Origin of the sequence: Alkalicoccus chagannorensis DSM 18086, assembly GCF_000429725.1 — a bacterium.
Classification (GTDB): domain Bacteria; phylum Bacillota; class Bacilli; order Bacillales; family Salisediminibacteriaceae; genus Alkalicoccus; species Alkalicoccus chagannorensis.
This window is the reverse complement of sequence record NZ_AUCK01000001.1, coordinates 81,531-105,589: the sequence shown is the minus strand read 5'-3', so window position 1 is coordinate 105,589 and position 24,059 is coordinate 81,531. Positions and strand designations below refer to the sequence as shown.

The window sequence follows — 24,059 nt, the reverse complement described above, 5'->3', positions numbered from 1 at the left end:
TCATTATCGCTTCAGCTGAATCAGTTCCTGCAGAATTTCGTCTGCGGTTGTGATAGAACGGGTATTCGCCTGGAATCCGCGCTGGGATACAATCATTTCGGCGAATTCTTCCGACAGGTCTACGTTCGACATCTCCAGGGCAGAACCAACCAGTTCCCCTCGTCCACCCGTGTTCGAGGTGCCAATCTGAGGAGCACCGGAGTTGGCGGAGACTTCAAATGTATTCCCTCCGGTTTTGTTCAGACCGCCGGGGTTGGGAAAGTTCGCCATCGCCACAACGCCGAGAACGTACGTCTCGCCGTTCGAAAAGACGCCGTTAATTTCCCCGGACGGAGCTACGTTAAAACTTTCGAGGGTTGCATCATCGTCCGCATCGGCCGGAATATCAATGCCCGGAAAGTCGTCAATGCCTGCGCCCGTTCTTAGATCATCCACGGTCGCCCCTGCAGGAATATACAAGTTGGTAAGCGGATCATCTTCTTCTATGTCGGCAGCCTCAGTTGCAACATCTCCTTCGGCATTCAAAAATCCTTGAATACTCAACCCATCTCCGTTAACGAGCCTGCCTTCAGAATCAAGATAAAAGTTCCCCGCACGTGTATATAAAGCTTCATCACCATCTTCTACAACAAAGAACCCATCACCGGAAATCGCCATGTCCAGATCCCGTCCGGTCGACTGCAGCGACCCTTGGGTATCGATGGTGTCAATGGTAGCCATGCTTCCACCAAGTCCGATCTGCTGTGGGTTCGTTCCGCCGCGTCCGCCTTCCTGCGGTGTACCGGCCCCCTGCATCTGTTGACTTACGAGGTCATTGAACGTGACTCGCCCTTTTTTAAACCCCTGCGTGTTAACGTTGGAGATGTTGTTCCCGATGACATCCAGTTTGTTCTGGAAGTTGTTCATTCCACCGATTCCTGAGTATAGTGAACGTAGCATAATTATCGTGCTCCTTTGATTTTAGTAGGACTGCTTCGATCATTCCGCAGTCCGGCGGCTTCCTTTCGGTCCGGCCGCATTTATGTCAGTACAATCGCTCCATCAATGTTGGTAAACAGCTGGCCATCTGCTTCTTCCCGGTTCATGGCGGTGATGACTTTGTTGTTCTCGGCGCTCACAACCAAAGCTGCATTGTCAAGCAGAACGACAGAGTCCTGTACGCCTTTCTCCTTCGCTTCCTGTACCTTATCCTCCATACGATCCCACGTTTCCTGCGTGAGAGCGATGCCTCGTTCTTCCATTCTTTTTTCCGCATGACGGCTGAGTGACAGCGGCTCCTTCAGTTTATCCTGAAGCATGCTGCTGAAGTCGGCTTTATACTCCGTTTTTACAGGCTTGTGAACAGGAGGTTTGGGAAGCGGCTGCTGCAGCTGATGCGGCATGATTTTTCCGCTGTTCATGATCCTCCTCCTCTATTCTGCATTTCTAACGCTGACAAGCTTATCTGTATTCACTTTTTCTCCATCGATCACAAGGTGAGCTTTGCCATTCTGAAACGACACGGATTCAACCAGCCCTTCTTTGATCTGTTCGGAACCTTCCTCTCCTTCTACGTTGTATTCCACCTGTTTCCCGATCAAATCGCTGTGGGAGACGAAGCTGTTCTGCTCCTGCTTCTCGAATATGTCGGTCATCGTCTGGTTCAGCTGCGTCATCTGTTCGAGTGAAGAAAACTGCGCCATCTGCGCGACAAATTCCTTGTCATCCATCGGATCCATCGGGTCCTGATTCTGCAGCTGGGTCAGCAGGATCTTCAGAAAAGCATCCCTGTCCATATCCTGCACCGGTTCCTGATTTTTCTGCTGTTCTACGTAATCTTCATAGTACGTCGGCTGCTCTGTATTCAGTGCTGACTGTCTACCCGGTCCTTGTGCTGTGGTAGCACCTGCTGCCAGGCCATCCATTCCCATCGGCATATAACTGCTCCTTTCTATACTTCTTCAGAGAAAGATTCTTCAAGGAGTTCATCCAGGAAGTCGGTGAAATCCAGTTCTTCCTCCAACTCTTGATCCGCCTCAGGTTCTGCTTGATTCTGCTGCTCCTGCTGACGACGGTTTTCTTCCTGCTGATCTTTCCAGAGCTGGGTCTGCTGCTGTGTAATCTCAATTCGCTCCACCTGCAGATTCTGTCCCTGGAATGCCTGCTTCAACTGATGAAGCTGACTTTCAAGGAGCTCCCTTGTCATCTGTGTCGTCGCCATCAGCCTCGCCGTCATCACGCCATTGACCTGCTGCAGGGTAATATCCAGCCTGCCGAGATTCTCCGGGGTCAGGCGCACACTGAGCTGCTGTGTTCCATTTGAAAGTTGTTGAAGCGAGGATCTGGAAAGCATCTGCTCAAACTGACGGATAAACTGCTCCTGCGCTGGTCTCGCCGCTTCCGGCTGCTGGCCGCCTGTGCCCATCGACTGAAGAGACTGCTGCATGTGCAGAGACAGCTGTGGCTGCTGTACCGGCATTTCTCTTGCGGTCTGCTCTGCTCCTAACGTAGGCATCATCCAGCCTTTTCCGGACGATCTCCCTTCGGAAGACTTCAGTGCTGACTGAAGCTGTTGTAGTCTCTCATCAGAACTCACTGCTGAGCGAATCATTTGACGAAGTGTACTATGCAGCTGGTTTTCAGAAGACGCTCCTCCTGGAAGCTGCCCTCCTTGTGCAAAGGATGGGTTTAATTCCTTTACAGCCTGAAAAATTCCACTTTCATTTTTAGGCACTCCCCCATGGACTGCACCGATAAACTGAAGCATCACTTCCGATTCCTGCTTCTCCTCTAGATCTTGAGGCTGAGGAAGGTCCATGATTAAAGAAAGACTTTCTAATTCCCCGCTACTCATTAATTCTTTTAGTTCTGGAAGAACAGAGTCGTATGCCTCTTTAAGGACGTCTTCTACGCCGTTTTCCGTAGACGCCATCAGTTGAAGTATAGATGCAGCCGCAGCAACGGAACTTTGCTCTTCCGATGCTTCTTCCGTCAGGCTGTACAAGGAGCGATCCTGCTCAAACATCACCTTCACTTTTTGCTGGAGGTCTGAATCCAACGTTTCTAACAAAGAGAGTATATATTCTTCCTCTTCTGGCTGAAGAAACATATTTTCTGATACTAAATCGTGATGTTCCTCTAGAAGTTTCTCCAGCTCACTTATCAGTTTTATAAAAATTCCATCTGTTTCATCGTTCAGTTTTTCAAGCAGTTTCTTCATATTCTGCTCTTCATCAGCAGCTTCCCTGTCCAGTTCTTGATGTCCTCCAAGTATACCGGCCAGAAGCCCTTCAAATTTTGCTCCCTCAGGTTCCGGCATGCCGTCCTTTTTTACGTGGTGACTGCTATCGTTTATTTGAGTGTTCAATGCATGAAATACATTCATCTTTTTCACCTCCTTTCAGTATTGTATTTCTTAATCATCGGATATTTGGTTCAGTATGGATGCGGCAAGGTCCGGCTCAATCCTCGAGATAATCTCCGCCCGTGCGTTCACGTTCATCGCTCTCAAGTAGAGCACCGCCTGCGCTTCGGGAAGCTCCTCAATGATCTCCGCGGCACTGGACGCAGTCATTTCCTGCAGGGTTCTGACGACGTCATCAAAGTCAGCAGTCGCTTGTTCAGCATCTTCTTCCTCATCGAGTTCGTCATTCTGGAGCGCAAACAGCTCTTCCTGTGCCTCTTCCAGTTCTTCTTCCGTGTCGGCAAGAGCCGTTTCCAGCTCAGCTATCCGTTGTTCGAACGATTCGTTTTCGTGCTCCAGCCTGGCCACGTATTCCTCTTCCGGAATCTCTTCATCTTCGTCGGATTCTACAAATGGCAGCGACTGCAGCATGTCCCGCGCTGTATCGCCTACGTTGAATCCGAGATAATAGAGCATAACGACAGCAAGAACGAGCGCAAACAGAACAGGAACGATCACAACCATCAAGAACACGAGCACTCTGCTCTGCTTTTTTTCCGTATTTTTTTTACTATTGTTCTGCTGCTTAGCCATTTCCTCACCCATTTTTACTTTCGGACAAACTGCTGTAACGAAATGTCATCCAGAAAGTGAAGTTCATCTTTTTTCTCCTGATCCGCTGTCTTTTCAGCTTCGAGCTCTTTCATCCGCTCGTACTTTTTCACATCAATCGACTTCATCTGCAGAAAGCGCTCTTTGTCGGTCATATCACGGCGGGCGCGCTTCGTCTGCAGTTCAAGCTGTTCGATCTGCTTTTCCAGAAAGGCCAGCGTTTTTTCAGTCTGCTGGATCTGCATGATTGCCGTACCAGCCTGGATCTGCTCTCTGTTTCTCTGTTCCAGTTCTTCCTTACGTTTCAGCTGTTCGTAAAGCTCGGTTGCTTTAGCCTCAAATGTTTCAAGGGAATCTGCATAAGCCGTCTCGGCAAGATACTTTTCATGTTCTTTCACGTCGAGAATTTTTTGAAGACTGAAAGGGGTGCTCATGACGAACCTCCTCCGAATTGGACGAGCATGGCTTCGACGCTTTCTTCCAGACGCGGACTTTCCTCTGTCTGCTGCTGCAGGAAGGCCATGATTTTCGGGTACAGTTTGACTGCCTCATCCACCTCAGCACTAGCGCCTTTTTTATAAGCGCCAATATTGATCAGGTCTTCCTGGGATTCGTAGACAGATATCAGCCTCCGCAGCCGTTCCGCGGTCTGCTTGTGATCCTCACCGGCAATCTCATTCATGACCCGGCTGACGCTCTGGAGAACATTAACAGCCGGAAAATGGCCTTTATTCGCTAGTTTCCGGTCGAGTACAAGGTGACCGTCGAGAATTCCCCGCACTGTGTCTGCAATCGGTTCATTCATGTCGTCACCATCGACAAGCACGGTGTAGAACGCTGTCATCGACCCGTTTTCGCTCATGCCGGAACGTTCCAGCAGACGGGGGAGCAGGGCAAAAACCGAGGGTGTGTACCCTTTCGTAGTCGGCGGTTCTCCTGCGGCGAGTCCTACTTCACGCTGAGCCATAGCAACCCGAGTCACGGAGTCCATCATCAGGTTTACATTCATTCCCTGCGAGCGGAAATATTCCGCCACTGCCGTTGCTGTAAGCGCTCCTTTGATCCGCATCAATGCCGGTTTATCCGACGTGGCCACAACAACGATGGAGTTTTTCCTGCCTTCCGGACCGAGATCCCTTTCGATAAAGTCACGAACTTCGCGCCCGCGCTCTCCGATCAATGCGATAACATTAATGTCGGCATCCGAATTTTTCGCGGTCATAGCCATAAGGGTACTTTTCCCGACGCCGCTTCCGGCGAAGATGCCGACACGCTGCCCTTTGCCGAGCGTGAGCATCGTATCCACGGCGCGGACGCCGAGACTTAACGGCTCCATGATCCGCGGTCTCGTCATCGGATTAGGCGGATCATTATCGGTGGAGTATTTCTTCAGGCCGGCAGCTCCGTGTTCTTCCATCGGCCTGCCGAGGCCGTCGATGACGGAGCCGATCAGGCTGTGTCCGACGGAAACTTCCAGCGGCTTGTTCCAGGTTTCGACCAGACTTCCCGGGGCAATACTGTCAATTCTGTCATACGGCATCAGCAATACCTGCTGTTCCCGGAAACCGATGACCTCCGCAAGAATATCCTCTCTCCCACGTACCAGGATCGAACACATATCTCCAATCGATGCCTGCGGTCCTTCCGACTCAATCATGAGCCCGATCACTCTTGTCACTTTTCCGTACTGCTTATACGGTTTCAGTTCATGCAGTGATTCCTTCAGTTCTTTAAGCTTCATTCCCCTCACCCGCTTTCAGCTTTGCAGAAAGCAGCCGCTTCAATTCAAGCAGCTGCGTATCCAAGGAGGCTTCCAATTTGCCGAAGGGAGTATCGATGATGCACCCGTTCTCCTGGAGGCTCCCGTCCGGATAAATGACCAGTTCTTCCGCCTGGACGGCCGCCTCTTTCAGTTCATCCTGATGTTTTAATGTTTCTTCATACCAGAATGGATGGACAAAAATGTGGATGCGGGACTGGTCCCGGACTTCTGTGACTGCCTGACGTACGAAGGAGAGCCAGCTGTTATCCTGCTGAAGCCGCTCACCAATAATACGTTCCGCAACAGCTACAGCAAGTTCCAGCATCTCTTCTTCTGCCTGGCTGATTTTTTCGTAATAGTCCGTTCTCGAAGCATCGACGATATCGGTTGCCTTTTTGAGATAGCTGTCCACCTGCTGCTGTGCTTCCTGCACTCCCTGCTGAAACCCTTCTTCAAATCCCTGCTCCGCAGCCTGCCGGAAGCGTTCTTCCGCTTCTCGTTCCCCCGCTTCTTTCATGGCGCTGCGTTCCTGTTCCAGCTGCTCCTGCCAGTTCACCAGCTCGGCTTCTTTTTTCTGAAGCTCCTGCTCTTCGACTTGAAGACGTTCCAGCTCGTCGTCATGGAATGCGCCGGGGCGCTGCTCCTCGAGATCCGATCCGTCCATCGTCTCTTCTGTCTGCGACGGTTCGGCAAAGGTTTTGATGCGGATGAGTTTCTTTTCCTCTTCCCCGCGGACGTAGGGGGATTTGATTAACTTAGACAATGATATCATCCCCTCCACCACGGGCTATGACGATTTCACCCGACTCTTCCAGTCGTCGGATAATCGCTACAATTCTTGTCTGTGCTTCCTCTACATCACGCAGCCGTACCGGTCCCATAAATTCCATTTCTTCTTTGAACGTATCTGACATGCGCTGGGACATGTTGTTGAAGACGATCTCTTTCACCTCATCGCTGGCGACTTTCAGTGCCAGCTGCAGGTCTGCATTTTCCACATCGCGGATAACACGCTGAATGGACCGGTTATCCAGTGTGACGATATCTTCAAAGACAAACATCCGCTTCTTGATTTCTTCTGCGAGTTCGGGATCCTGAATCTCCAGCGCATCCAGGATGGTCCGCTCTGTACTCCGGTCGACGCTGTTGAGGACTTCCACAACCGCTTCGATCCCACCCGTTTCGGTGAAGTCCTGCGTCACTGCTGAAGACAGCTTCCGCTCCAGCACGCTTTCAACTTCGTGAATAATTTCCGGGGAGGTGCTGTCCATGACGGCAATCCGTTTGGCAATATCCGCCTGGAGTTCCTGTGGCAGGGCGGACAAAATCTGTCCGGACTGCTCACTCTCGAGATAAGACAGCACCAGCGCGATCGTCTGCGGATGTTCGTTCTGAATGAAATTGAAGATCTGCATGGAGTCCGTCTTACGGGCAAAATCAAACGGCCTTACCTGCAGGGTGGAAGTTAAGCGGTTGATTATTGAGGAGGCCTCATCCCCGCCGAGTGCTTTTTCCAGAACATCTTTCGCGTAGCCGATACCACCCTGGGTGATATAATCCTGCGCGATGGCCATTTGATGGAACTGGTCAAGTACTTCTTCCTTCTGATCCTGGTCCACTTTTCTGACACCGGCGATTTCGAGGGTGAGCTTTTCAATCTCTTCCTCCGATAAATGTCTGTATACCTGGGCGGATACGTCCGGACCAAGGGAGATCAGAAGAATCGCAGCTTTCTGCTTTCCTGTGAGCTCTTTCTTTTTTGCCATTGCTTCTCCCTCCTTAATCGTCGGACAACCAGGATCGGATCAGTTTAGAAAACTCCTCCGGCTTATCCTTCGCCAGTTCTTCCAGCTGTTTTCGGCGTGCTTTCGTTTCTGTATCGACAGCATCACCGTCAAGCGGAGGAAGGGTGAATTCATCCTGTGTAAACTCCTGATCGAATGTCTCCTCTTCCTCTGTACGTCCGCGCCGGACGAGCAGCACAATCAGAATGACAACCGCCAGCGCGAGCGCAGCTGCAACCCAGCCCCAGAAGGTAAATCCTCCACCTGGCTCTTCCATGTCGACTTGACCGATGAACGGCATCGAGGAAACGAGAATCCGTTCTGCAACTTCATCGTCTTCCCATTCGTCCGTAACCGTTGCATCAATAGAGGTTGCAACAACCTGGCCGAGGATGTCCTGAATATCGTCCAGGCGTTCCTGCGGCAGGGTTCCTTCATCTTCAGGGTCCGGTGGTTCCACCATGACCTGAATACTGATATCACGAATCATGTACGGACTTTCGACAATATCTCTGGAAATACGGTTCACTTCGTTGTTGATGCGCTCCTCGATTCTTTCGTAGTCTCCGTCTCCGCCGCCTCCGATGACGCCGGGGAAGGCCGGTATGTCGTCTTCACCGGCTCCAGGAACACCGCCGTCTTCGAATTCTTCGCCTTCGTACGTTTCCGTGATGCGCTCCACACTCATCGCGATGCCTTCGTTGGTTTCTTCATCCACCGGCTCCACCAGCTCTTCCTGACGGTTCTCCTGGGTGAAATCGATGTCTGTGGAAACGGCTACGACCACTTTATTCTGTCCCATCATCGTTCCGAGCATCTGCTGCAGATCGCGCTGGATATCCTGTTCAATATCACGCTGAACAGCTCTGTTCTGTTCGTACGCATTTAATGAGCCATCGGACGAGGTGCCGTCCTCATATGTAAGATGTCGGCTCATCTGGTCTGTAATCACGACGTCTTCTACAGCGAGATTCGGTACACTCTGAGCAGTCAGATGATACAAGGAACGAATCTGTTCCTGATCCAGACCGGCACCTGCATCCAGATTGACCATGACGGAAGCCGTCGCCCTTCCCGTTTCGTCTGTCAGCCACGGGCTTTCTTCCGGCAGCGTGATCATGACCTGCGCATTACTGATTCCTTGAATATTGCGGATAAGGTCTTCCAGGGATGTCTGAAGTGCCGCCCGTTCCAGTACTTCAAATTCGTTGTCTGTTGTACCAAATCCCATATTCTCACTGAACGTGCTGTAATCGATTCTCCCTGACTGCGGAATCCCCTGGGCAGCGAGCGTAACCTTTAAATCATCAGCTTCATTTTCCGGAACATAGACCGTCGTTCCATCCGCGCTGACTTCATTATCGACTCCCTGTGCATCCAGTGTTTCTTTGACTTCACCAGCTTCCTGCATCGTCATATTCGTATAGAGCGGAACATAATGCTGCTGGGAGCCGAGCCACGTGAAGACAGCAATGAGGACCGCAGCCAGCGCAGCAGATCCGATAAACAGCCCTTTTTGGTTCTTTGTCCGAGTCTGCCAGAACTCTATGCTTTTTGTCTTGAAGTTAATCCATTGCTCCTTCATGCTTCCTCCCACCATTACCAGCGGCTTTTTGAGCCATATTATAGAAAGTTAGATAAATTATTGAAAAAGTATTAATTTTGATGTTATTGCAGCCGATATTCCGGGTATACGGAAATTATACCTGCATTCTCATCACTTCCTGATACGCTTCAATCACTCTGTCACGTACTTGGACCGTCGTTTCCAATTGGATAGAGGCTTTTTGAGCTGTCAGCATAACGTTATGAAGGTCAACATCCTCCCCGCGGGCCATCGCCTCCGTTGCCTGACTTGATTCCGCGCGCGATTCATTCACTGAACCGATTGCATCGTTCAGCCACGTTTTAAAACTGTCATGCGCCTCTGCCGGCGAGTTGTTTATTCGCTGGGCGCCGGGATTCTGCATCATCGACTGCACAGCTCCTGTTTCGTGTACTGTCATCCATCCTCACTCCTCTGTTTGATTTATCGGCCTATTTCCAGTGCCCGCATGAGCATACCCTTATGAGCATCTAATGCTGTGACGTTGGCTTCGTAGGATCTGGTCGCTCCCATTAAATCGACCATTTCTTTGAGCGGATCCACATTAGGCATAGCTACATACCCATCTTCATCGGCATCCGGATGATCCGGATTGTACTGCTGTTCAAACGGCGTTTCATCTTCAATGATCTGATTGATTCTTACCCCGTGCGGGTCCTGCCCCTGCGCAGCGCGGTGCAGATGATGCTGGAAACGGCTCCCTTCTCCATCCGACTGCATATGTACCATTTTCCTGCGGTATGGCTCCCACTCTCCGTCAACGAGACGGCCTCTTGTCGTATCGGCGTTGGAGATGTTGGCAGAAGTCACATCCATTCTGAGGCGCTGGGACGTTAATGCTGATGCTGATATATCCATTCCACTAAACATGTTTACCTCCCTCCTCCGGTGCCGAGTGCGGTACGAATAGAACTGAACCGGCCGTTGAGCCTCTCGATCAGTGCGTTGTAATAAATCTGATTTTCAGCCAGATCGCTCATTTCTTTGTCGATATCGACGCTGTTCCCATTATGATTGTAGGTAGTGTTCTGTCTTTCCACGATCTGTGGTTCATCTGACCCGCCTGTCCCGCTGAAAGGGATATGTCTCTCATCCGTCTGTCGTGCCTGCAGTCTCGCATCGGCACTGTCCAGCTGATGCTGGAAGACGGTTTTCTTTGCTTTGTATCCCGGCGTATCAACATTCGCTATATTAGAGGCGATGGTATCCTGACGAGTTGCAGAGGCATTGATGGAGTTTTCCATCAGCCGCAAATGATTATTGTCAAGTAAATTCATGTTCTATCCTCCTTTTATATTCACACGAAAGACTGATTGTTACTTCTTATTTTAATGAATTCTCCAGCATATGTCTAAGTTTCTCAAAAAAAATGTAAAACCTAAATGAAAGTCCCTGTCTTATCCTGGGTCATTCGACATGCTGGTATGATAGATCGACTATATGCACTTTAACACACTTTTCTACATCTGCGTATAAAGCTTGACATATGAGTCTTCCACCATGCAAAAAAGGGTCCATCCTCCTGATGGACCCTTCCTGTCAATAGACCTTTTATGCCCTCTGCTGCTTAAGTTCTACGAGGAATTTATCATTCAGTACCTTGATATAAGTTCCTTTCATGCCAAGTGACCGGGATTCGATGACACCGGCGGATTCCAGCTTGCGCAGCGCATTGACGATAACCGATCGGGTAATTCCGACACGGTCAGCAATCTTGCTTGCCACAAGCAGTCCTTCACTGCCGTCGAGTTCTTCGAAAATATGCTCTACTGCTTCCAGCTCGCTGTAGGACAGTGACCCAATCGCCATCTGTACGACCGCCTTGCTTCGGGCTTCCTGTTCGATTTCTTCTGCTTTTTCATGAAGAATTTCCATGCCGACGACCGTCGCTGCATATTCAGCCAGCAGCAGGTCATCGTCATCGAAGGAATCATCCAGGCGGGCGAGAATCAGCGTTCCGAGACGCTCCCCTCCGCCCTGGACTGGAACGATGGTTGTCAGACCGTTGCGGAACAAATCTTTGTTTTCTTCCGGAAAGGCGGTGTAGGAACTATTAATATCAATGTTCGCTGACGTTTCTTCAATATTGAAAAGGCCGGACGTATATCCTTCCGGGAACTGCCGTTCTTCCAGCATGTCTTTCATCCGCTCGTTCTCGATTTCCTGCTTGATGGCATAGCCGAGAAGCTTGCCTCGTCTGCTGACGATAAAAATGTTTGCTTCAATCACATCACGTAGTGTCCCGGCCATGTCCTTGAAATTTACAGACTGCCCACCGCTTTTCTGAAGCAGTTCATTGATCTTTCTCGTTCTGGTTAATAAATCCATGTAAAAACCTCCAGCGTTAATTTATAAAATATACCGGCTTACGTCGCGGTCTTTTGCAACAGAAGCCAATTTCTCGTCTACATAGGTCGGTGTGACCATGATGGTATCCATCGTGATTTCCGACGCTTCAAATGATAAGTCCTCGAGCAGTTTCTCCATAATCGTATGAAGCCGCCGTGCGCCGATGTTCTCTGTATTGGCGTTTACTTCAGCAGCAATCGCTGCAATTCGTCTGACGGCATCTTCTTCAAACTCGACTTGAATCCCTTCGACTTGAAGCAGCGCTTTGTACTGTTTCAGCAGTGCAAATTTCGGCTCCTGCAGAATCCGGACGAAGTCTTCTTCCGCCAGAGATTCCAGCTCGACACGGATCGGCAGACGCCCCTGAAGCTCAGGAATCAGGTCTGAGGGCTTGGATACGTGAAAGGCACCCGCACCGATGAAAAGCATGTGATCCGTACTTACTGCTCCGTGCTTCGTCACGACGGTCGATCCTTCAATAATAGGAAGAATATCGCGCTGGACCCCCTCGCGGGACACCCCGGCTGACTGATCCTGTTTGCCTGAAACTTTGTCTATCTCATCGATAAAGATGATGCCGGACTGTTCTGCCCTGCCGACCGCTTCCTGCGACACTTCATCCATGTTAACAAGCTTCTGCGCTTCTTCTTCTGTCAGCAGCCGGCGCGCTTCCCGAACCGGAAGCGTGCGGGATTTCTTCTGCTTCGGCATCATTCCGCCAAACATTTCCTGCATGTTCATGCCCATTTGTTCCATTCCGCTGCCGGAGAACATCGAGGAAAAATCTTTCGGCTGTTCTTCAAGTTCCACCGTGATTTCTTTATCTTCCAGACGTCCCTCTTTCAGTTCTTCTTCAATTCTTCTGCGGGCCTGGCGATAGGATTCATCCTGAGGCTGCTCTTCTTCCTCTTCTTCCTCCTCCTGCTCCTGCTGAAAAAACATTTCCAGAGGGTTCCGGATCTGCTGGTTCCGGCTGCTGCTCTTCTGCTTTTTTGGGTGGAGCAGTTCGACAATCCGCGATTCCGCGCGCCGCTCTGCAACATCCTTGACTTCATTCATTTTTTCTTCTTTGACGAGTCGTACAGACGTTTCCACGAGGTCCCGCACCATCGATTCCACATCCCGGCCTACATAGCCGACTTCGGTGAATTTCGTTGCTTCTACTTTAATAAACGGGGCACCGACGAGCTTTGCAAGGCGTCGGGCGATTTCCGTTTTTCCTACTCCTGTCGGTCCGATCATCAGGATGTTTTTCGGTGTGATCTCTTCCCGCAGCCCGTCCTCAACCCTGCTGCGCCGATATCGGTTCCTAAGAGCGACTGCTACCGATTTTTTGGCCTTCTTCTGACCGACGATCGTCTGATCCAGCCGTTCGACAATCTGCGAAGGAGTTAATGATGTATCCATATTATCCCTCCTCTTCTATTGTTTCTACAGTAATATGATGATTCGTATACACACACAAGTCTCCTGCTGTTTCCAGGCTGGCCCGGGCGATATCCGCTGCGCTCATGTGGGAGGCGTGCTTCTTCATCGCTCTGCCTGCTGCAAGGGCATAGCTGCCGCCGGAACCGATAGCAATCATGCCGTCATCCGGTTCAATCACTTCGCCGGTTCCCGCAATCATATACATCGACTCCGTATCCATTACAATCAGCATTGCTTCGAGCCTCCGCAGAACCCGGTCGCTTCTCCATTCTTTCGCAAGCTCGACGGCAGCACGCTGCAGGTTTCCGCCGAATTCTTCCAGTTTGCTCTCAAATTTCTCATACAACGTGAAGGCATCCGCTACAGATCCTGCAAATCCGGCTACCACTTTCCCATGGTAGAGACGGCGCACCTTTTTCGCAGAGTGCTTCATGACGACAGCACTGCCGAATGTCACTTGACCGTCACCGGCCATGGCTGCGGTTCCGTCATGCTTTACTGCAAAGATTGTTGTTCCTTTAATCTGGTCCAATGTCATACCTCCTGGAGCTGTATTCGTTCAGGCGCGTGGATGCGCTTTAGTATAGACGTCTCTCAGTCTGTCTTTTGTCACATGGGTGTACAACTGGGTGGCGGACAAATCTTTATGCCCAAGCAGCTCCTGTACTGTTCGTAAATCCGCCCCTGCATTCAGCAGGTGCGTAGCAAAAGAATGGCGGATGACGTGCGGGCTGATCCTGGCTCTGGCAGAGGCGTCGTCCGTCAGCCGCTCAATCACCTTCTGGATGCCTCTCGTTGAAAGCGGCCCACCACGGTAGTTGACGAAGAGGGTATCGCTCTGGGGATGGAGCATCGGCCTCCCATCGCGCAGGTAATGCTCCAGCGCGTCCAGAGCAAAGGAGCCGACAGGTACGTATCGTTCATAGCCGCCTTTTCCACGAATCAGCATCGTACCGAGCTCCAGATCGACATCTTTCCGTTTTATGCCTGCACATTCCCCTACGCGGATCCCGGTTGCATAAAGCACTTCGAGCAGCGCTCTGTTACGAATCCCCAGCGGTTTTTCATCTTCCAGCTGATCAAACAGGAGCTTCATCTCTTCCTCATAAAAAAAGACGGGCAGACGCCGCCCTTGTTTCGGCTGATGCACCAGCTGGACAGGGTTGTCTACTCTTATGTTTTCCCTTACAAGAAACTGATAAAACGAACGCAGAGAGGAGAGCCTGCGTGCTGTCGTCGTTCTAGCTGTACCAGCTGCATACAGCTCCATCAAATAACTGCGTATATGTTCATGAGTGATTTGAAGAATGCTGAGCTGCCATCGTTCTTCTGTAAATCGGGCAAATGCGTCGAGATCCTGTATATACCCGGTGATTGTTGATTCCGTGGCTCTTTTTTCCAGACGTAAATACGTTTTATATGATTGAAGTTCTTCCACAGTGGAAACTCCTCTCTATGCACACACAAAGCGAAAGCTACTAAATCGTATCACAATTCAGCAGCCCATTTCAATTCCGTTTACACTTTTTTCACAAAATTCAGATTTGATCGGCAGTCTGCTCTGTCTGCGGGAACATCTGCTGGAGAAACGCACTTCCTGTACAGATAAATTCGCGCCAGAAGAGAGCGCTTCTGACGCGAATGACAGCGTCCGTGGAAGATTCAGTGCCGGACGGAGGCACAAACCGTTAGTTGGCCTCTTCTTTATAGTCACATTCGGAACACTGGACGTGGACACCTTTTTTCGTTTTCTTCTCTACAAGCATGTGCTCACATTTTGGACAGGCACGGGCAATCGGCTTATCCCAGGAAATAAAATCACATTCCGGATAGCGGTCACAGCCGAAGAATATGCGCTTCTTCTTGCTTTTCCGCTCAACGACATTCCCTTCCTGACACTTCGGACAATCGACACCGATTTCTTTTACGATGGCTTTTGTGTTCCGGCATTCCGGGAAATTCGAGCAGGCCATGAATTTTCCGTACCGGCCCATTTTATAAACCATTTCATGACCGCATTTTTCGCAGTCTTCTCCAGCGGGTTCATCTTTGATCTCTACTTCCTTCATTTCTTCTTCTGCGGTCTGAAGCCGCTTTTCAAAATCTTTGTAGAAATCATCGATAATCGATATCCAGGAGAGATCTCCGTCTTCAACAGAATCGAGTCCAGCTTCCATCGACGCTGTGAACTCCACGTTAAGAATTTCCGGAAAGAACTCCTCGATCAGTTCCAGTACGATTGTACCAAGCTCTGTCGGCACGAAGCGTTTGTCTTCAAGAGCTACATACCCCCGCCGCTGGATGGTATCCAGGGTAGGTGCGTACGTAGAAGGACGGCCGATGCCGAGCTCTTCCAGCGTCCGAACGAGCCTTGCTTCTGTGTATCTCGGAGGCGGCTGGGTGAAATGCTGATTCGGTTCAATCGCTTCCGCTTTCGACTGTTCTCCTTCTTCCATTTCCGGAAGAAGCTTATCTTTTTCTTCTTTATTATCATCCCGGCCTTCAATATAAACTTTCATAAACCCGGCGAATTTCAGCTTGGAACCGTTGGCACGGAACTGAACGCCGTTGTTGGAGAGGTCGACCGTCATCGTATCCATGACTGCAGGAGCCATCTGACTGGCGACCATACGCTCCCAGATCAGCTTGTAGAGACGGTACTGATCTCTGGAAAGATACTGTTTGACGGTTTTCGGATCATTCATCACCGAAGTCGGCCGGACCGCTTCGTGCGCATCCTGGGAGTTGGAGGACTGTTTCTGCTCCTGCTGCACACCCGTATATTCTTCTCCGTACTTCTCCGTGATGTAATCATACGCTTCCGTTTTTGCCGTCTGCGAAATTCTCGTGGAATCGGTACGCATGTACGTAATTAGACCGGAAGTGCCGGATTTCCCGATATCCACCCCTTCATATAGCTGCTGGGCAAGCATCATCGTTTTCTTCGCCCGGTAATTCAGCTTTCTCGCTGCTTCCTGCTGCAGAGAGGAGGTCGTAAAAGGGACGACTGGATTTCTTTTTCTTTCCTTTTTCTTGATTTCATCGACGGTGAGCGTTTCCCCTTCCATTCTTCCAAGGACATCTTTGACATCCTCTTCACTGGAAAGTTCTTTCTTCTCTCCGTCGACGCCCGTAAATTTCGCCTCGAATTCCTTGCCGTCTTTTTCCAGCTGCGCAGTGATCGACCAGTACTCTACTGGTTCGAAAGCGTTGATTTCATTTTCCCGGTCGATGATCATTTTGACAGCAACCGACTGGACTCTTCCTGCACTGAGACCTTTTTTTACTTTCTTCCATAACAGTGGACTGATGTTGTACCCGACAAGCCTGTCGAGCACCCGTCGCGCCTGCTGGGCATCGACGAGGTTCGTGTTGATCTCTCGTGGATGCTTGAAGGAATCTTTGATCGCCTGCTTTGTAATTTCATTAAAAACGACCCGGCACTTTGAATCTTTATCAATGTTCAGGCTGTCCGCCAGGTGCCATGCAATCGCCTCACCCTCTCTATCCGGGTCGGCGGCAAGATAGACTTTTTTGGCCTTTTTCGCAGCCTGCTTCAGTTCTTTTAATATAGGTCCTTTCCCGCGAATCGTAATATACTTAGGAGTGAAGTTATTTTCGACATCTACGCCCATCTGACTCTTCGGCAGGTCAATGACATGCCCCATCGAAGCTTTCACAACGTATTTTTTTCCTAAATATTTTCCAATTGTTTTCGCTTTAGCGGGAGATTCCACAATCACTAAATAATCCGACATACTGGTGATGCTCCTCCCTCGTCTGCAAGTAAAAGAATCTCCCCTATTATTAACCACCCGCTCTCAATTTGTCAAACAACTTCTCTGCCGGGCCGCAGCCGACATCAACTCCTCCATGACATCTTCCGGCCTCAGTACCATGCCCGCTCCATCCTGAATCAGCTTATTCGTCCCTGCCGCATTCGGGTCGGTAATGCGTCCAGGAAGCGCCAGAACGTTCCTTCCAAGTTCCAGTGCTGCTTCTGCGGTAATCAAGGTACCACTCCGCTCTTTCGCCTCCACGACGAATACGGCACTGCTCAGGCCACTGATGATACGGTTGCGCTGGGGAAAAAACCATTTTTCCGGCCGTACATCCGGGGGATACTCCGACACAAGCAGCTGCGATCGCCCCATGTACTCCTGTACGCTGCGGCTGCTTTCCGGGTAGACATGATTGAATCCGCATCCAAGGACAGCAATCGTTCTTCCGTTGTTCTGCACAGCCTGCACATGCGCTGCCGTATCAATGCCCCTGGCCAGTCCACTGACAATCGTTACCGGCACCGGATGCAGGGGCGCAAGAATGTCTTTCATCGTTTCCAGCGCATGAGCGGAAGGGTACCTGGAACCAACAACGGCCAGGCTGAGGTCGTCATGCAGCATCGAGCTGAAGCCTTTTACGTAAAGCACGGCAGGTGGGGTGTGCAGGTCCTTTAACTGGGCGGGGTAGTCGTCATCGAGTATCGTAATAACAGCTCCCCCACTCCGTGCCACCGCGTCCGATCCTTCTTCCATGCCGATGTTCTGGAGCCGCTGATAAAACTGCTGCACTGTCGACCGGCGGAATCGTCCTGATGGAGTAAACGGGGACCTGTAAATCCGCTGCAGATCCGGGTCCTGCTGCCGCAGCGCGTGGACGAGGGCGCTGTTCCCTGCAGCTGCGTAATGTATATGGAACAACCTTTTCCTTATATCTGAATTGTTCATGAGCTTCCTCCTATACGATAGTCTGCCTCGTGCGTATCTCCGGCAAAGCGTGTTGCAATCGACCATTCCGGTAATCACGGCAGGAGGCACGATATGTTTTCGAGCAATGCGCTGCTCCGAGGCCTTTGACGTAAAGCAGCCCCCCTTTACCGGCATTAATAGCGGATCCTCTGCAGCTTGCCGGGATGAAGACGGATGTATTCCAATCTTGAACAAAAGCGCGGAGCGCCTTTTGTTCAGAAAGGCGTGTACCGCAGGTTCTTTGAGGGAACCGTGGGTTCTTCATGTTTCCCGAGCAGCTGGCTGCGCCGTCACCCTGTATGAACACTTATACCCTCTTATCAAACAAAAAAAAGAGCGTGTGAAAAGGAAGATTCCTTTTCACACACTCATCAACGTGCCGGGCAGCTTATTTATTCACTGCGTGTGTGACACATGCTTCATAAATGCCATTATTTTTCAGGACGCTGATGAGCGTTTCACCCATCACCGCCGGAGTTTCTGCTACTTCCACGCCAGCGTCATTCAGCGTCTTGATTTTCTCATCAGCCGTTCCTTTACCGCCGGAAATGATCGCACCGGCGTGACCCATGCGCTTTCCTGGAGGTGCCGTTTTACCACCGATAAAGCCGACAACAGGTTTCGTCATGTTCTCCTTGATCCACTCTGCTGCCTCTTCTTCAGCTGTACCGCCGATTTCTCCGATCATGATGACGGCTTTCGTATCATCATCTTCGTTAAACAGCTTCAGGACGTCGATAAAGCTCGTTCCATTTACCGGGTCCCCGCCGATACCAACAGCGGTGGACTGGCCGATGCCTTCTGTAGAAAGCTGATGTACAGCTTCATACGTCAGTGTACCGGAACGGGACACAACGCCTACGTGACCTTTTTTGTGAATGTAGCCCGGCATGATGCCGATCTTGCATTCTTCCGGTGTGATAACACCAGGACAGTTCGGTCCGATCAGACGCGTTTCTTTATCTTCCAGATACCGCTTCACTTTGATCATGTCGGTGACAGGAATGCCTTCCGTGATCGTAATGACAAGCTCTACGCCGGCATCTGCAGCTTCCATAATCGCATCTGCAGCAAACGGAGGCGGAACGTAGATAACGGAGGCATTTGCACCCGTTTCTTTCACGGCATTTTCTACCGTGTTGAATACCGGAATCCCTTCAATTTCTGTTCCGCCCTTACCCGGCGTGACGCCGCCGACGATCTGGGTTCCGTATTCCACCGCCTGTTTCGTATGAAAGAGACCGGTGGCGCCGGTAATGCCCTGAACAATCACTTTCGTGTCCTTATTTAATAAGATACTCATTTGTTACCCCGCCTTTCTGACTAGTTAACTGCACTGACGATTTTTTCTGCACCATCAGCCATAGAGTCTGCAGAAGTAATATTCAGTCCGGATTCATCCAGAATTTTCTTCCCGAGCTCTACGTTTGTACCTTCAAGACGAACAACCAGCGGCAGTTCAAGCCCCATCTGCTTCGTCGCTTCTACAATCCCGTCTGCAATGACATCACATTTCATGATTCCACCGAAGATATTCACGTAGATTCCTTTAACGGATTTATCGGAGAGAATGATCTTAAATGCTTCCGTTACTTTTTCTGCATCTGCACCGCCCCCGACGTCGAGGAAGTTTGCAGGATCACCTTTGTGGTATTTAATAATATCCATCGTCGCCATAGCAAGTCCGGCTCCGTTGACCATGCACCCGATATTGCCGTCGAGTGAGATATAGCTGAGGTCATACTTCGACGCTTCGATTTCTTTCTCGTCCTCTTCATCCAGGTCACGCAGCTCATGAATGTCATTCTGACGGTAGAGAGCATTGGAATCAAAGTTGAGCTTGGCATCCAGCGCCATCACGTTGCCATCACCTGTTGTGACAAGCGGGTTAATTTCTGCGATCGAGCAGTCTTTTTCATCAAAAACTTTGTATAGACCAAGCATAAACTTCACGGTTTTGCCGATCTGTTCTTTTGGAATGTTAATGTTGAACGCAAGACGGCGTGCCTGGTACGGCATCATACCGGTTACGGGATCAATCACTTCTTTAAAGATCTTCTCCGGCGTCTCCGCTGCTACTTCCTCGATTTCTGTTCCGCCTTCTTCAGAAGCCATCATGACGATACGGGATGTAGCCCGGTCCACGACAAGTCCGACGTAATATTCGTCTTTAATATCGCATCCTTCTTCAATGAGGAGCCGCTTTACTTCTTTCCCTTCCGGACCAGTCTGATGCGTCACGAGTGTCTTCTCGAGAATCTCGTCCGCGTATGTACGAACCTCATCCAGATTTTTTGCCACTTTCACCCCACCGGCTTTTCCTCTTCCTCCGGCATGGATCTGTGCTTTGACAACGGTTACATCAGTGCCTAAAGATTTAGCTGCATCCACCGCTTCCTGGCGCGTGTAGGCAACTTTCCCATTAGGGACAGCAACACCATAGTCCCTTAGAATCTCTTTCGCCTGATACTCATGGATATTCATAGCCATCCTCCTTACTTGATTCAATGCTGAATCTCTTGTGCGAATCATTTCACACAATAACCATTTTACAATAGATTGCCTGTAATAAACAGCGATGTGCACAAAAAATCAAATTTTTTCAGTGTTTTTCCCCGTCCCGTCCCGAGGCTTTCCCTCTATGCTTTTCAGCGGACAGTCCTTTTTCTCGGTCGATGCGGTAGATAAAGGCGAACACTTCCGCTACTACTTCATACAAATCTTCCGGTATCTTTTCGTTCACTTCCAGCTGGGAGAGCATCTCAACGAGGGAAGGATCCTCCTGAATCGGGATGCTGGAGGATTTCGCACGTTCGATGATTTCCTCGGCAACAAATCCTTTTCCTTTCGCTTTCACTTTCGGTGCATGTTCCCCCTCCCGGTAGCCGAGAGCTACAGCCCTCCGGCGCAGCGCGTCATCATATCTGCTCATGCCCGGTAGTCCACCCCTTTATGACTCATATTTTGACCATACAGCTGCGGGGCAGGATCCTCTCCGGTACTGCGCTGTTTCCACTGGACCGAAGAAAGGCGGTATTCCATGTTCTCCAGTGATTCTTTCAACAGCGGTCCCCAGATGCTGTCTACGTTACGTGGTTTCGGTTCATCGTTGTAGACGGTGACTTGAACGACCCGCTTTTGAATCTGGACATCCACGACGGTTTCTTTGAGGGCATCCAGCTGCAGGTAGAATAAAATCCGGCAGTGGTCGGCATTAAAGCTTCCATCCTCTTCTTTTTTTCCGGACCACTGCAGCGTCATGTCGGTATGTTTTTCAAACATCGTCAAGGGAATCTGGACAAGAAGCTGCTGGGAAGGCTGCTGCTGTTCATGCGACATGAGCTGGGAACCTGTAACGCGGTTCAAAAGAAATTCGGCCTGGCCTCGCCCTGCTGCATTGGCCGGCTGCTCCAGATACTGCATCAAGGCCGATTTCAGCGATGCCTGTGCATCCGTTTGAGCCGGTTGTTGTCCGCTGCCCCCGCGGAGGGAGGCTTCGTGCTGCAAGCCGAGCTGCTGCATCAGCATCCGCAGGGCCGGATCGCCGGCCTGTGCCTGTGACTGCCCCTGCTGCATTCCCATTTGACCGGCGGTACTGCTCCCGGTCCAGTTGGACTGATCCAGCTGCTGCAGGGAAGTCCATGCCGCCCGCAGCTGCTGCGGCGGGGCATTTCGTACAAATTGATCCAGCATCCTGAGGGGCTCTTGTCCTCCTCCCCCCATCAGCTGTACGAGCTGCTGTACTGCCTGTGGTGTATCGAGACGAAGACTGCCCATCAGCTGCTGAAAAAGCTGAGGTGCCGTCATCTGCTGCAGCGGTGTCGACGGCTGCTGAGAGCCCGTCCCTTCAGCTGCGGCACGAACAGCGGCTGCCTGATCTGGAAACAACGACTGCAGTGCCTGGCTGTTGGAAGGCTGCAGTACCTGCTGACGGAAATGTTCCATTACTGCCTGCGGTGAGCCTGCTGAAGAGACGCCGATCTGCTGGAGAACCGCTGCCGCCTGTGCCTGCTGCTGGGAGTTTCCCGAAGCGGCCATCTGCGCCAGCTGCTGAAGCTGCGGACCAGAAGCAGCAGGATCACTGCGTGAGAGAAGGGAGGACAGTACCTGTTGGAGCTGCTGTGACGCCTGCCCTTGTGCAGGAGCGGCCCGAAGCTGCTGCAGGAGCTCTCCCATAGCTCCTGCAGACGACGCGGGCATCTGCAGGGATGCCATCCCTTGAAAAGAGGCCTGCGTCAACGGCATATCCTGCCGAAGCATCGTTCCCATCAGCTGCAGGCTCTCCCGCTGCGCAAGCGGTGACTGCTGCAGCTGCTGGACCGCCTGCTGCATCGTCTCTCTGTTAACGGGGATGTTTTCTCTCGTGAAGTGCTGCAGCGCCTGTTCAGCTGTTCGTGTCGGCTGCAGACCCATCTGCTGCAGCACCTGCCTTGCTTCGGCGGAGGCATTGCGCCCCTGCTCGACCGGCCGCACATTTTCGAGAACTTGAAGCCTCGGCATTCCCTCGCTGGACTGCACTCGGAACCAGTAGGATCTCCCCTTCTCCAACTGTGCCTCGAGATGAGCGGTCAGATTCATCTGCCCGAGCTGCAGCTGAGCTGACGAACCAGGATAAATCTGGGTGATTGTTCCTTGAAACACCTGTCCTTGACGGAGCTGGATGGACGTTACGCCCGAAAGATCCATTCTCCGGGCTGCCTGCTGTATAAAATTCGTATCCATCACGTCCATCTCCTCTCATTGTCTTCGGGATAACCGAGCCTTCACAGGAGAAAAACTGCGGCGGTGATGCTCTGTTACACCTTCTTCATCAAGGGCAGCGAGGTGATCTTTTGTCCCGTAACCGGCGTTCTCTGCAAACCGGTAGGCCGGGTGCATGCTTCCGAGCTCCGTCATATAGTGGTCCCGGTGGATTTTTGCCGTGACAGATGCCGCAGCAATCGAAGCCGACAGCGTATCGCCTTTGACGATCGCCTGTTGTTCTATGTCCGTATCCAGCCCGACTGCATCAATCAGAAGCAGCTCCGGCTGAGGATCAAGCTGTTCTACTGCGCGAAGCATCGCCAGCCTCGACGCTTGATAAATATTGAGGCGGTCAATTTCCTCCACCGATGCTTCTCCGACTGCCGTGACGGCTTCGTTCTCCAGATGCCGCTGGAATACTTCCCGCTCCTCACTCGTCAATTTCTTGGAGTCTGTCAGCCCTGGAAACCACGCATCTTCCGGTAGAATGACGGCTGCTGCCGTGACGGGCCCTGCGAGCGGCCCTCTTCCGACTTCGTCTACGCCTGCTGTGACGAGCCTGCGGCCTCCCCTGCACTGGTCATCAAACGACAGCATCGCTCTCCAGTCTTCCTCCAGCTGCTTCTGCTTCCGGCGGCGGCGGTCATAGGAGGCGAGCGCCTGCTGCACCCCTTTTCGTTCGTCGGTACGCAGGTCCTCCAGAAGCCGGGCGTCCGGAACGTCGTCCTTCAGCGCCTGTTTAATTTCCTGCATTGTCAGCCGTTTGTTCATGTGGTTCCATCATCTCTCTTCGGATGCGGTGGCTCCTCGAGTGTTATACGGCCAAAACTCCCCTGCCTGAAATCCCGGAATATCATCTCTGCCGTTTTGTCGACATCGATGCTGCCGCCCTTGGCGAGGATACCACGACGTCTTCCTACAGCTTCAAAAAAAGCCGTCATATCTTCCGGTATACTGTTCAGATCGTACCGCTGTTTCAGAAGCTCAGGATAGACGCGGGATAGGTATTGGATCAAAAAGACGGCGCTGTCCTGAAAATCAAAGATGTCCTCTTTTACCCCTCCTGTGAGAGCAAGGCGGTATCCGACCGCTTCTTCTTCAAATTTGGGCCAAAGTATACCCGGCGTGTCCAGCAGTTCCATCTCTTTCCCTACTTTGATCCACTGCTGCTTTTTTGTGACTCCCGGCTTGTCACCGATCACCGCGATTTTTTTGCCGGCTAGTTTGTTGATAACCGTTGATTTCCCGGAGTTGGGAATGCCGACAATGAGTGTACGAAGTGCTCGTGGACGTATCCCCTTCCGCTCCCATCTGTTTAACAGCACTTCCGCTGCTTCCCGCACCGCTTCCGGAATCTGTTTCATGCCTTTGCCGTGCTGGGCATCAATAACAAGTGTTTTCGTGCCATCCTGTTCTATCCACGCCTGCCATTTCTTCGTCATCTCGGGATCGGCCAGATCGGCTTTATTTAAAATCATCAGCCTCGGCTTTTGGCCGGACAGCTCTTCAATGAGCGGGTTTCTGGATGAATATGGAACACGGGCATCCGCAATTTCGATGACGACATCGATCATTTTCAGTTTTTCTATCATCTCGCGTTTCGCCTTTGCCATGTGTCCCGGATACCATTGTATGGACATAAGTA

The 24,059-nt window shown here is 51.1% G+C and carries 25 protein-coding genes; all 25 read right to left on the bottom strand.

Annotation, left to right across the window (positions count from 1 at the left end; genetic code table 11):
• Nucleotides 1–3: 3 nt before the first annotated feature.
• The 25 genes from G477_RS0100555 to ylqF all read right to left on the bottom strand — a co-directional run bounded on the left by G477_RS0100555 (nucleotide 4) and on the right by ylqF (nucleotide 24,054).
• Complete coding sequence (locus G477_RS0100555; protein WP_026696267.1) at nucleotides 4–939, bottom strand: flagellar hook-basal body complex protein; 936 nt, start codon at nucleotides 937–939, stop codon at nucleotides 4–6.
• A gap of 80 nt (nucleotides 940–1,019) precedes the next feature.
• Complete coding sequence (locus G477_RS0100550) at nucleotides 1,020–1,400, bottom strand: TIGR02530 family flagellar biosynthesis protein (protein ID WP_026696266.1); 381 nt, start codon at nucleotides 1,398–1,400, stop codon at nucleotides 1,020–1,022.
• A 12-nt stretch (nucleotides 1,401–1,412) separates the two neighbouring features.
• On the bottom strand, nucleotides 1,413–1,916 hold the full coding sequence (flgD, locus tag G477_RS0100545; RefSeq protein WP_245575313.1) for a flagellar hook assembly protein FlgD: 504 nt from the start codon (nucleotides 1,914–1,916) through the stop codon (nucleotides 1,413–1,415).
• Between the two features lie 14 nt (nucleotides 1,917–1,930).
• Complete coding sequence (locus tag G477_RS0100540) at nucleotides 1,931–3,364, bottom strand: flagellar hook-length control protein FliK (RefSeq protein ID WP_026696264.1); 1,434 nt, start codon at nucleotides 3,362–3,364, stop codon at nucleotides 1,931–1,933.
• Between the two features lie 30 nt (nucleotides 3,365–3,394).
• The gene (locus tag G477_RS18290) at nucleotides 3,395–3,976 is read right to left on the bottom strand and encodes a hypothetical protein (RefSeq protein WP_156897244.1); all 582 of its coding nucleotides are present in this window, start codon (nucleotides 3,974–3,976) and stop codon (nucleotides 3,395–3,397) included.
• Nucleotides 3,977–3,990: 14 nt separating this feature from the next.
• Nucleotides 3,991–4,428 (bottom strand): flagellar export protein FliJ, encoded by a 438-nt coding sequence (fliJ, locus tag G477_RS0100530; RefSeq protein WP_026696263.1) that lies wholly within the window; start codon nucleotides 4,426–4,428, stop codon nucleotides 3,991–3,993.
• Entirely contained in the window at nucleotides 4,425–5,735 is a 1,311-nt protein-coding gene (fliI, locus tag G477_RS0100525; protein ID WP_026696262.1) for a flagellar protein export ATPase FliI, read from the bottom strand. The genes fliJ and fliI overlap by 4 nt, the downstream gene beginning before the upstream one ends.
• Entirely contained in the window at nucleotides 5,725–6,519 is a 795-nt protein-coding gene (gene fliH, locus G477_RS0100520) for a flagellar assembly protein FliH (RefSeq protein ID WP_026696261.1), read from the bottom strand. The genes fliI and fliH overlap by 11 nt, the downstream gene beginning before the upstream one ends.
• On the bottom strand, nucleotides 6,512–7,522 hold the full coding sequence (gene fliG / locus G477_RS0100515; RefSeq protein ID WP_026696260.1) for a flagellar motor switch protein FliG: 1,011 nt from the start codon (nucleotides 7,520–7,522) through the stop codon (nucleotides 6,512–6,514). The genes fliH and fliG overlap by 8 nt, the downstream gene beginning before the upstream one ends.
• A 13-nt stretch (nucleotides 7,523–7,535) precedes the next feature.
• Nucleotides 7,536–9,125 (bottom strand): flagellar basal-body MS-ring/collar protein FliF, encoded by a 1,590-nt coding sequence (gene fliF, locus G477_RS0100510; RefSeq protein ID WP_026696259.1) that lies wholly within the window; start codon nucleotides 9,123–9,125, stop codon nucleotides 7,536–7,538.
• Between the two features lie 115 nt (nucleotides 9,126–9,240).
• Complete coding sequence (gene fliE / locus G477_RS0100505; RefSeq protein ID WP_035210768.1) at nucleotides 9,241–9,546, bottom strand: flagellar hook-basal body complex protein FliE; 306 nt, start codon at nucleotides 9,544–9,546, stop codon at nucleotides 9,241–9,243.
• Between the two features lie 23 nt (nucleotides 9,547–9,569).
• The gene (gene flgC / locus G477_RS0100500; RefSeq protein WP_026696257.1) at nucleotides 9,570–10,016 is read right to left on the bottom strand and encodes a flagellar basal body rod protein FlgC; all 447 of its coding nucleotides are present in this window, start codon (nucleotides 10,014–10,016) and stop codon (nucleotides 9,570–9,572) included.
• A gap of 2 nt (nucleotides 10,017–10,018) precedes the next feature.
• On the bottom strand, nucleotides 10,019–10,423 hold the full coding sequence (flgB, locus tag G477_RS0100495) for a flagellar basal body rod protein FlgB (protein ID WP_026696256.1): 405 nt from the start codon (nucleotides 10,421–10,423) through the stop codon (nucleotides 10,019–10,021).
• A 274-nt stretch (nucleotides 10,424–10,697) separates the two neighbouring features.
• A complete protein-coding gene (gene codY / locus G477_RS0100490) occupies nucleotides 10,698–11,474 on the bottom strand; it encodes a GTP-sensing pleiotropic transcriptional regulator CodY (protein ID WP_026696255.1) in 777 nt (258 codons plus the stop codon).
• A gap of 21 nt (nucleotides 11,475–11,495) precedes the next feature.
• Nucleotides 11,496–12,902, bottom strand: a complete 1,407-nt coding sequence (gene hslU / locus G477_RS0100485) for an ATP-dependent protease ATPase subunit HslU (RefSeq protein WP_026696254.1) — start codon at nucleotides 12,900–12,902, stop codon at nucleotides 11,496–11,498.
• Nucleotide 12,903: 1 nt separating this feature from the next.
• Nucleotides 12,904–13,455, bottom strand: a complete 552-nt coding sequence (gene hslV, locus G477_RS0100480) for an ATP-dependent protease subunit HslV (RefSeq protein WP_026696253.1) — start codon at nucleotides 13,453–13,455, stop codon at nucleotides 12,904–12,906.
• Nucleotides 13,456–13,482: 27 nt separating this feature from the next.
• Nucleotides 13,483–14,361 carry a tyrosine recombinase XerC gene (gene xerC / locus G477_RS0100475; RefSeq protein WP_026696252.1) on the bottom strand — a complete coding sequence of 293 codons (879 nt, stop codon included), beginning with the start codon at nucleotides 14,359–14,361 and terminating at the stop codon, nucleotides 13,483–13,485.
• 250 nt (nucleotides 14,362–14,611) lie between these two features.
• Nucleotides 14,612–16,681 carry a type I DNA topoisomerase gene (gene topA / locus G477_RS0100465; protein WP_026696251.1) on the bottom strand — a complete coding sequence of 690 codons (2,070 nt, stop codon included), beginning with the start codon at nucleotides 16,679–16,681 and terminating at the stop codon, nucleotides 14,612–14,614.
• A 63-nt stretch (nucleotides 16,682–16,744) separates the two neighbouring features.
• The gene (gene dprA / locus G477_RS18285; RefSeq protein WP_035210763.1) at nucleotides 16,745–17,650 is read right to left on the bottom strand and encodes a DNA-processing protein DprA; all 906 of its coding nucleotides are present in this window, start codon (nucleotides 17,648–17,650) and stop codon (nucleotides 16,745–16,747) included.
• A gap of 409 nt (nucleotides 17,651–18,059) precedes the next feature.
• Nucleotides 18,060–18,974: a succinate--CoA ligase subunit alpha gene (gene sucD, locus G477_RS0100455; protein WP_026696250.1), complete on the bottom strand. Its 915-nt coding sequence runs from the start codon at nucleotides 18,972–18,974 to the stop codon at nucleotides 18,060–18,062.
• 20 nt (nucleotides 18,975–18,994) lie between these two features.
• Nucleotides 18,995–20,155: an ADP-forming succinate--CoA ligase subunit beta gene (gene sucC, locus G477_RS0100450; protein WP_026696249.1), complete on the bottom strand. Its 1,161-nt coding sequence runs from the start codon at nucleotides 20,153–20,155 to the stop codon at nucleotides 18,995–18,997.
• A gap of 118 nt (nucleotides 20,156–20,273) precedes the next feature.
• Entirely contained in the window at nucleotides 20,274–20,603 is a 330-nt protein-coding gene (locus tag G477_RS0100445) for an EscU/YscU/HrcU family type III secretion system export apparatus switch protein (protein WP_026696248.1), read from the bottom strand.
• Complete coding sequence (locus tag G477_RS0100440) at nucleotides 20,600–22,393, bottom strand: hypothetical protein (protein ID WP_026696247.1); 1,794 nt, start codon at nucleotides 22,391–22,393, stop codon at nucleotides 20,600–20,602. The genes G477_RS0100445 and G477_RS0100440 overlap by 4 nt, the downstream gene beginning before the upstream one ends.
• A gap of 15 nt (nucleotides 22,394–22,408) precedes the next feature.
• Nucleotides 22,409–23,185: a ribonuclease HII gene (locus G477_RS0100435; RefSeq protein ID WP_026696246.1), complete on the bottom strand. Its 777-nt coding sequence runs from the start codon at nucleotides 23,183–23,185 to the stop codon at nucleotides 22,409–22,411.
• Nucleotides 23,182–24,054 carry a ribosome biogenesis GTPase YlqF gene (gene ylqF, locus G477_RS0100430; RefSeq protein ID WP_026696245.1) on the bottom strand — a complete coding sequence of 291 codons (873 nt, stop codon included), beginning with the start codon at nucleotides 24,052–24,054 and terminating at the stop codon, nucleotides 23,182–23,184. Before ylqF ends, G477_RS0100435 begins: the two co-directional genes overlap by 4 nt.
• Nucleotides 24,055–24,059 lie beyond the last annotated feature (5 nt).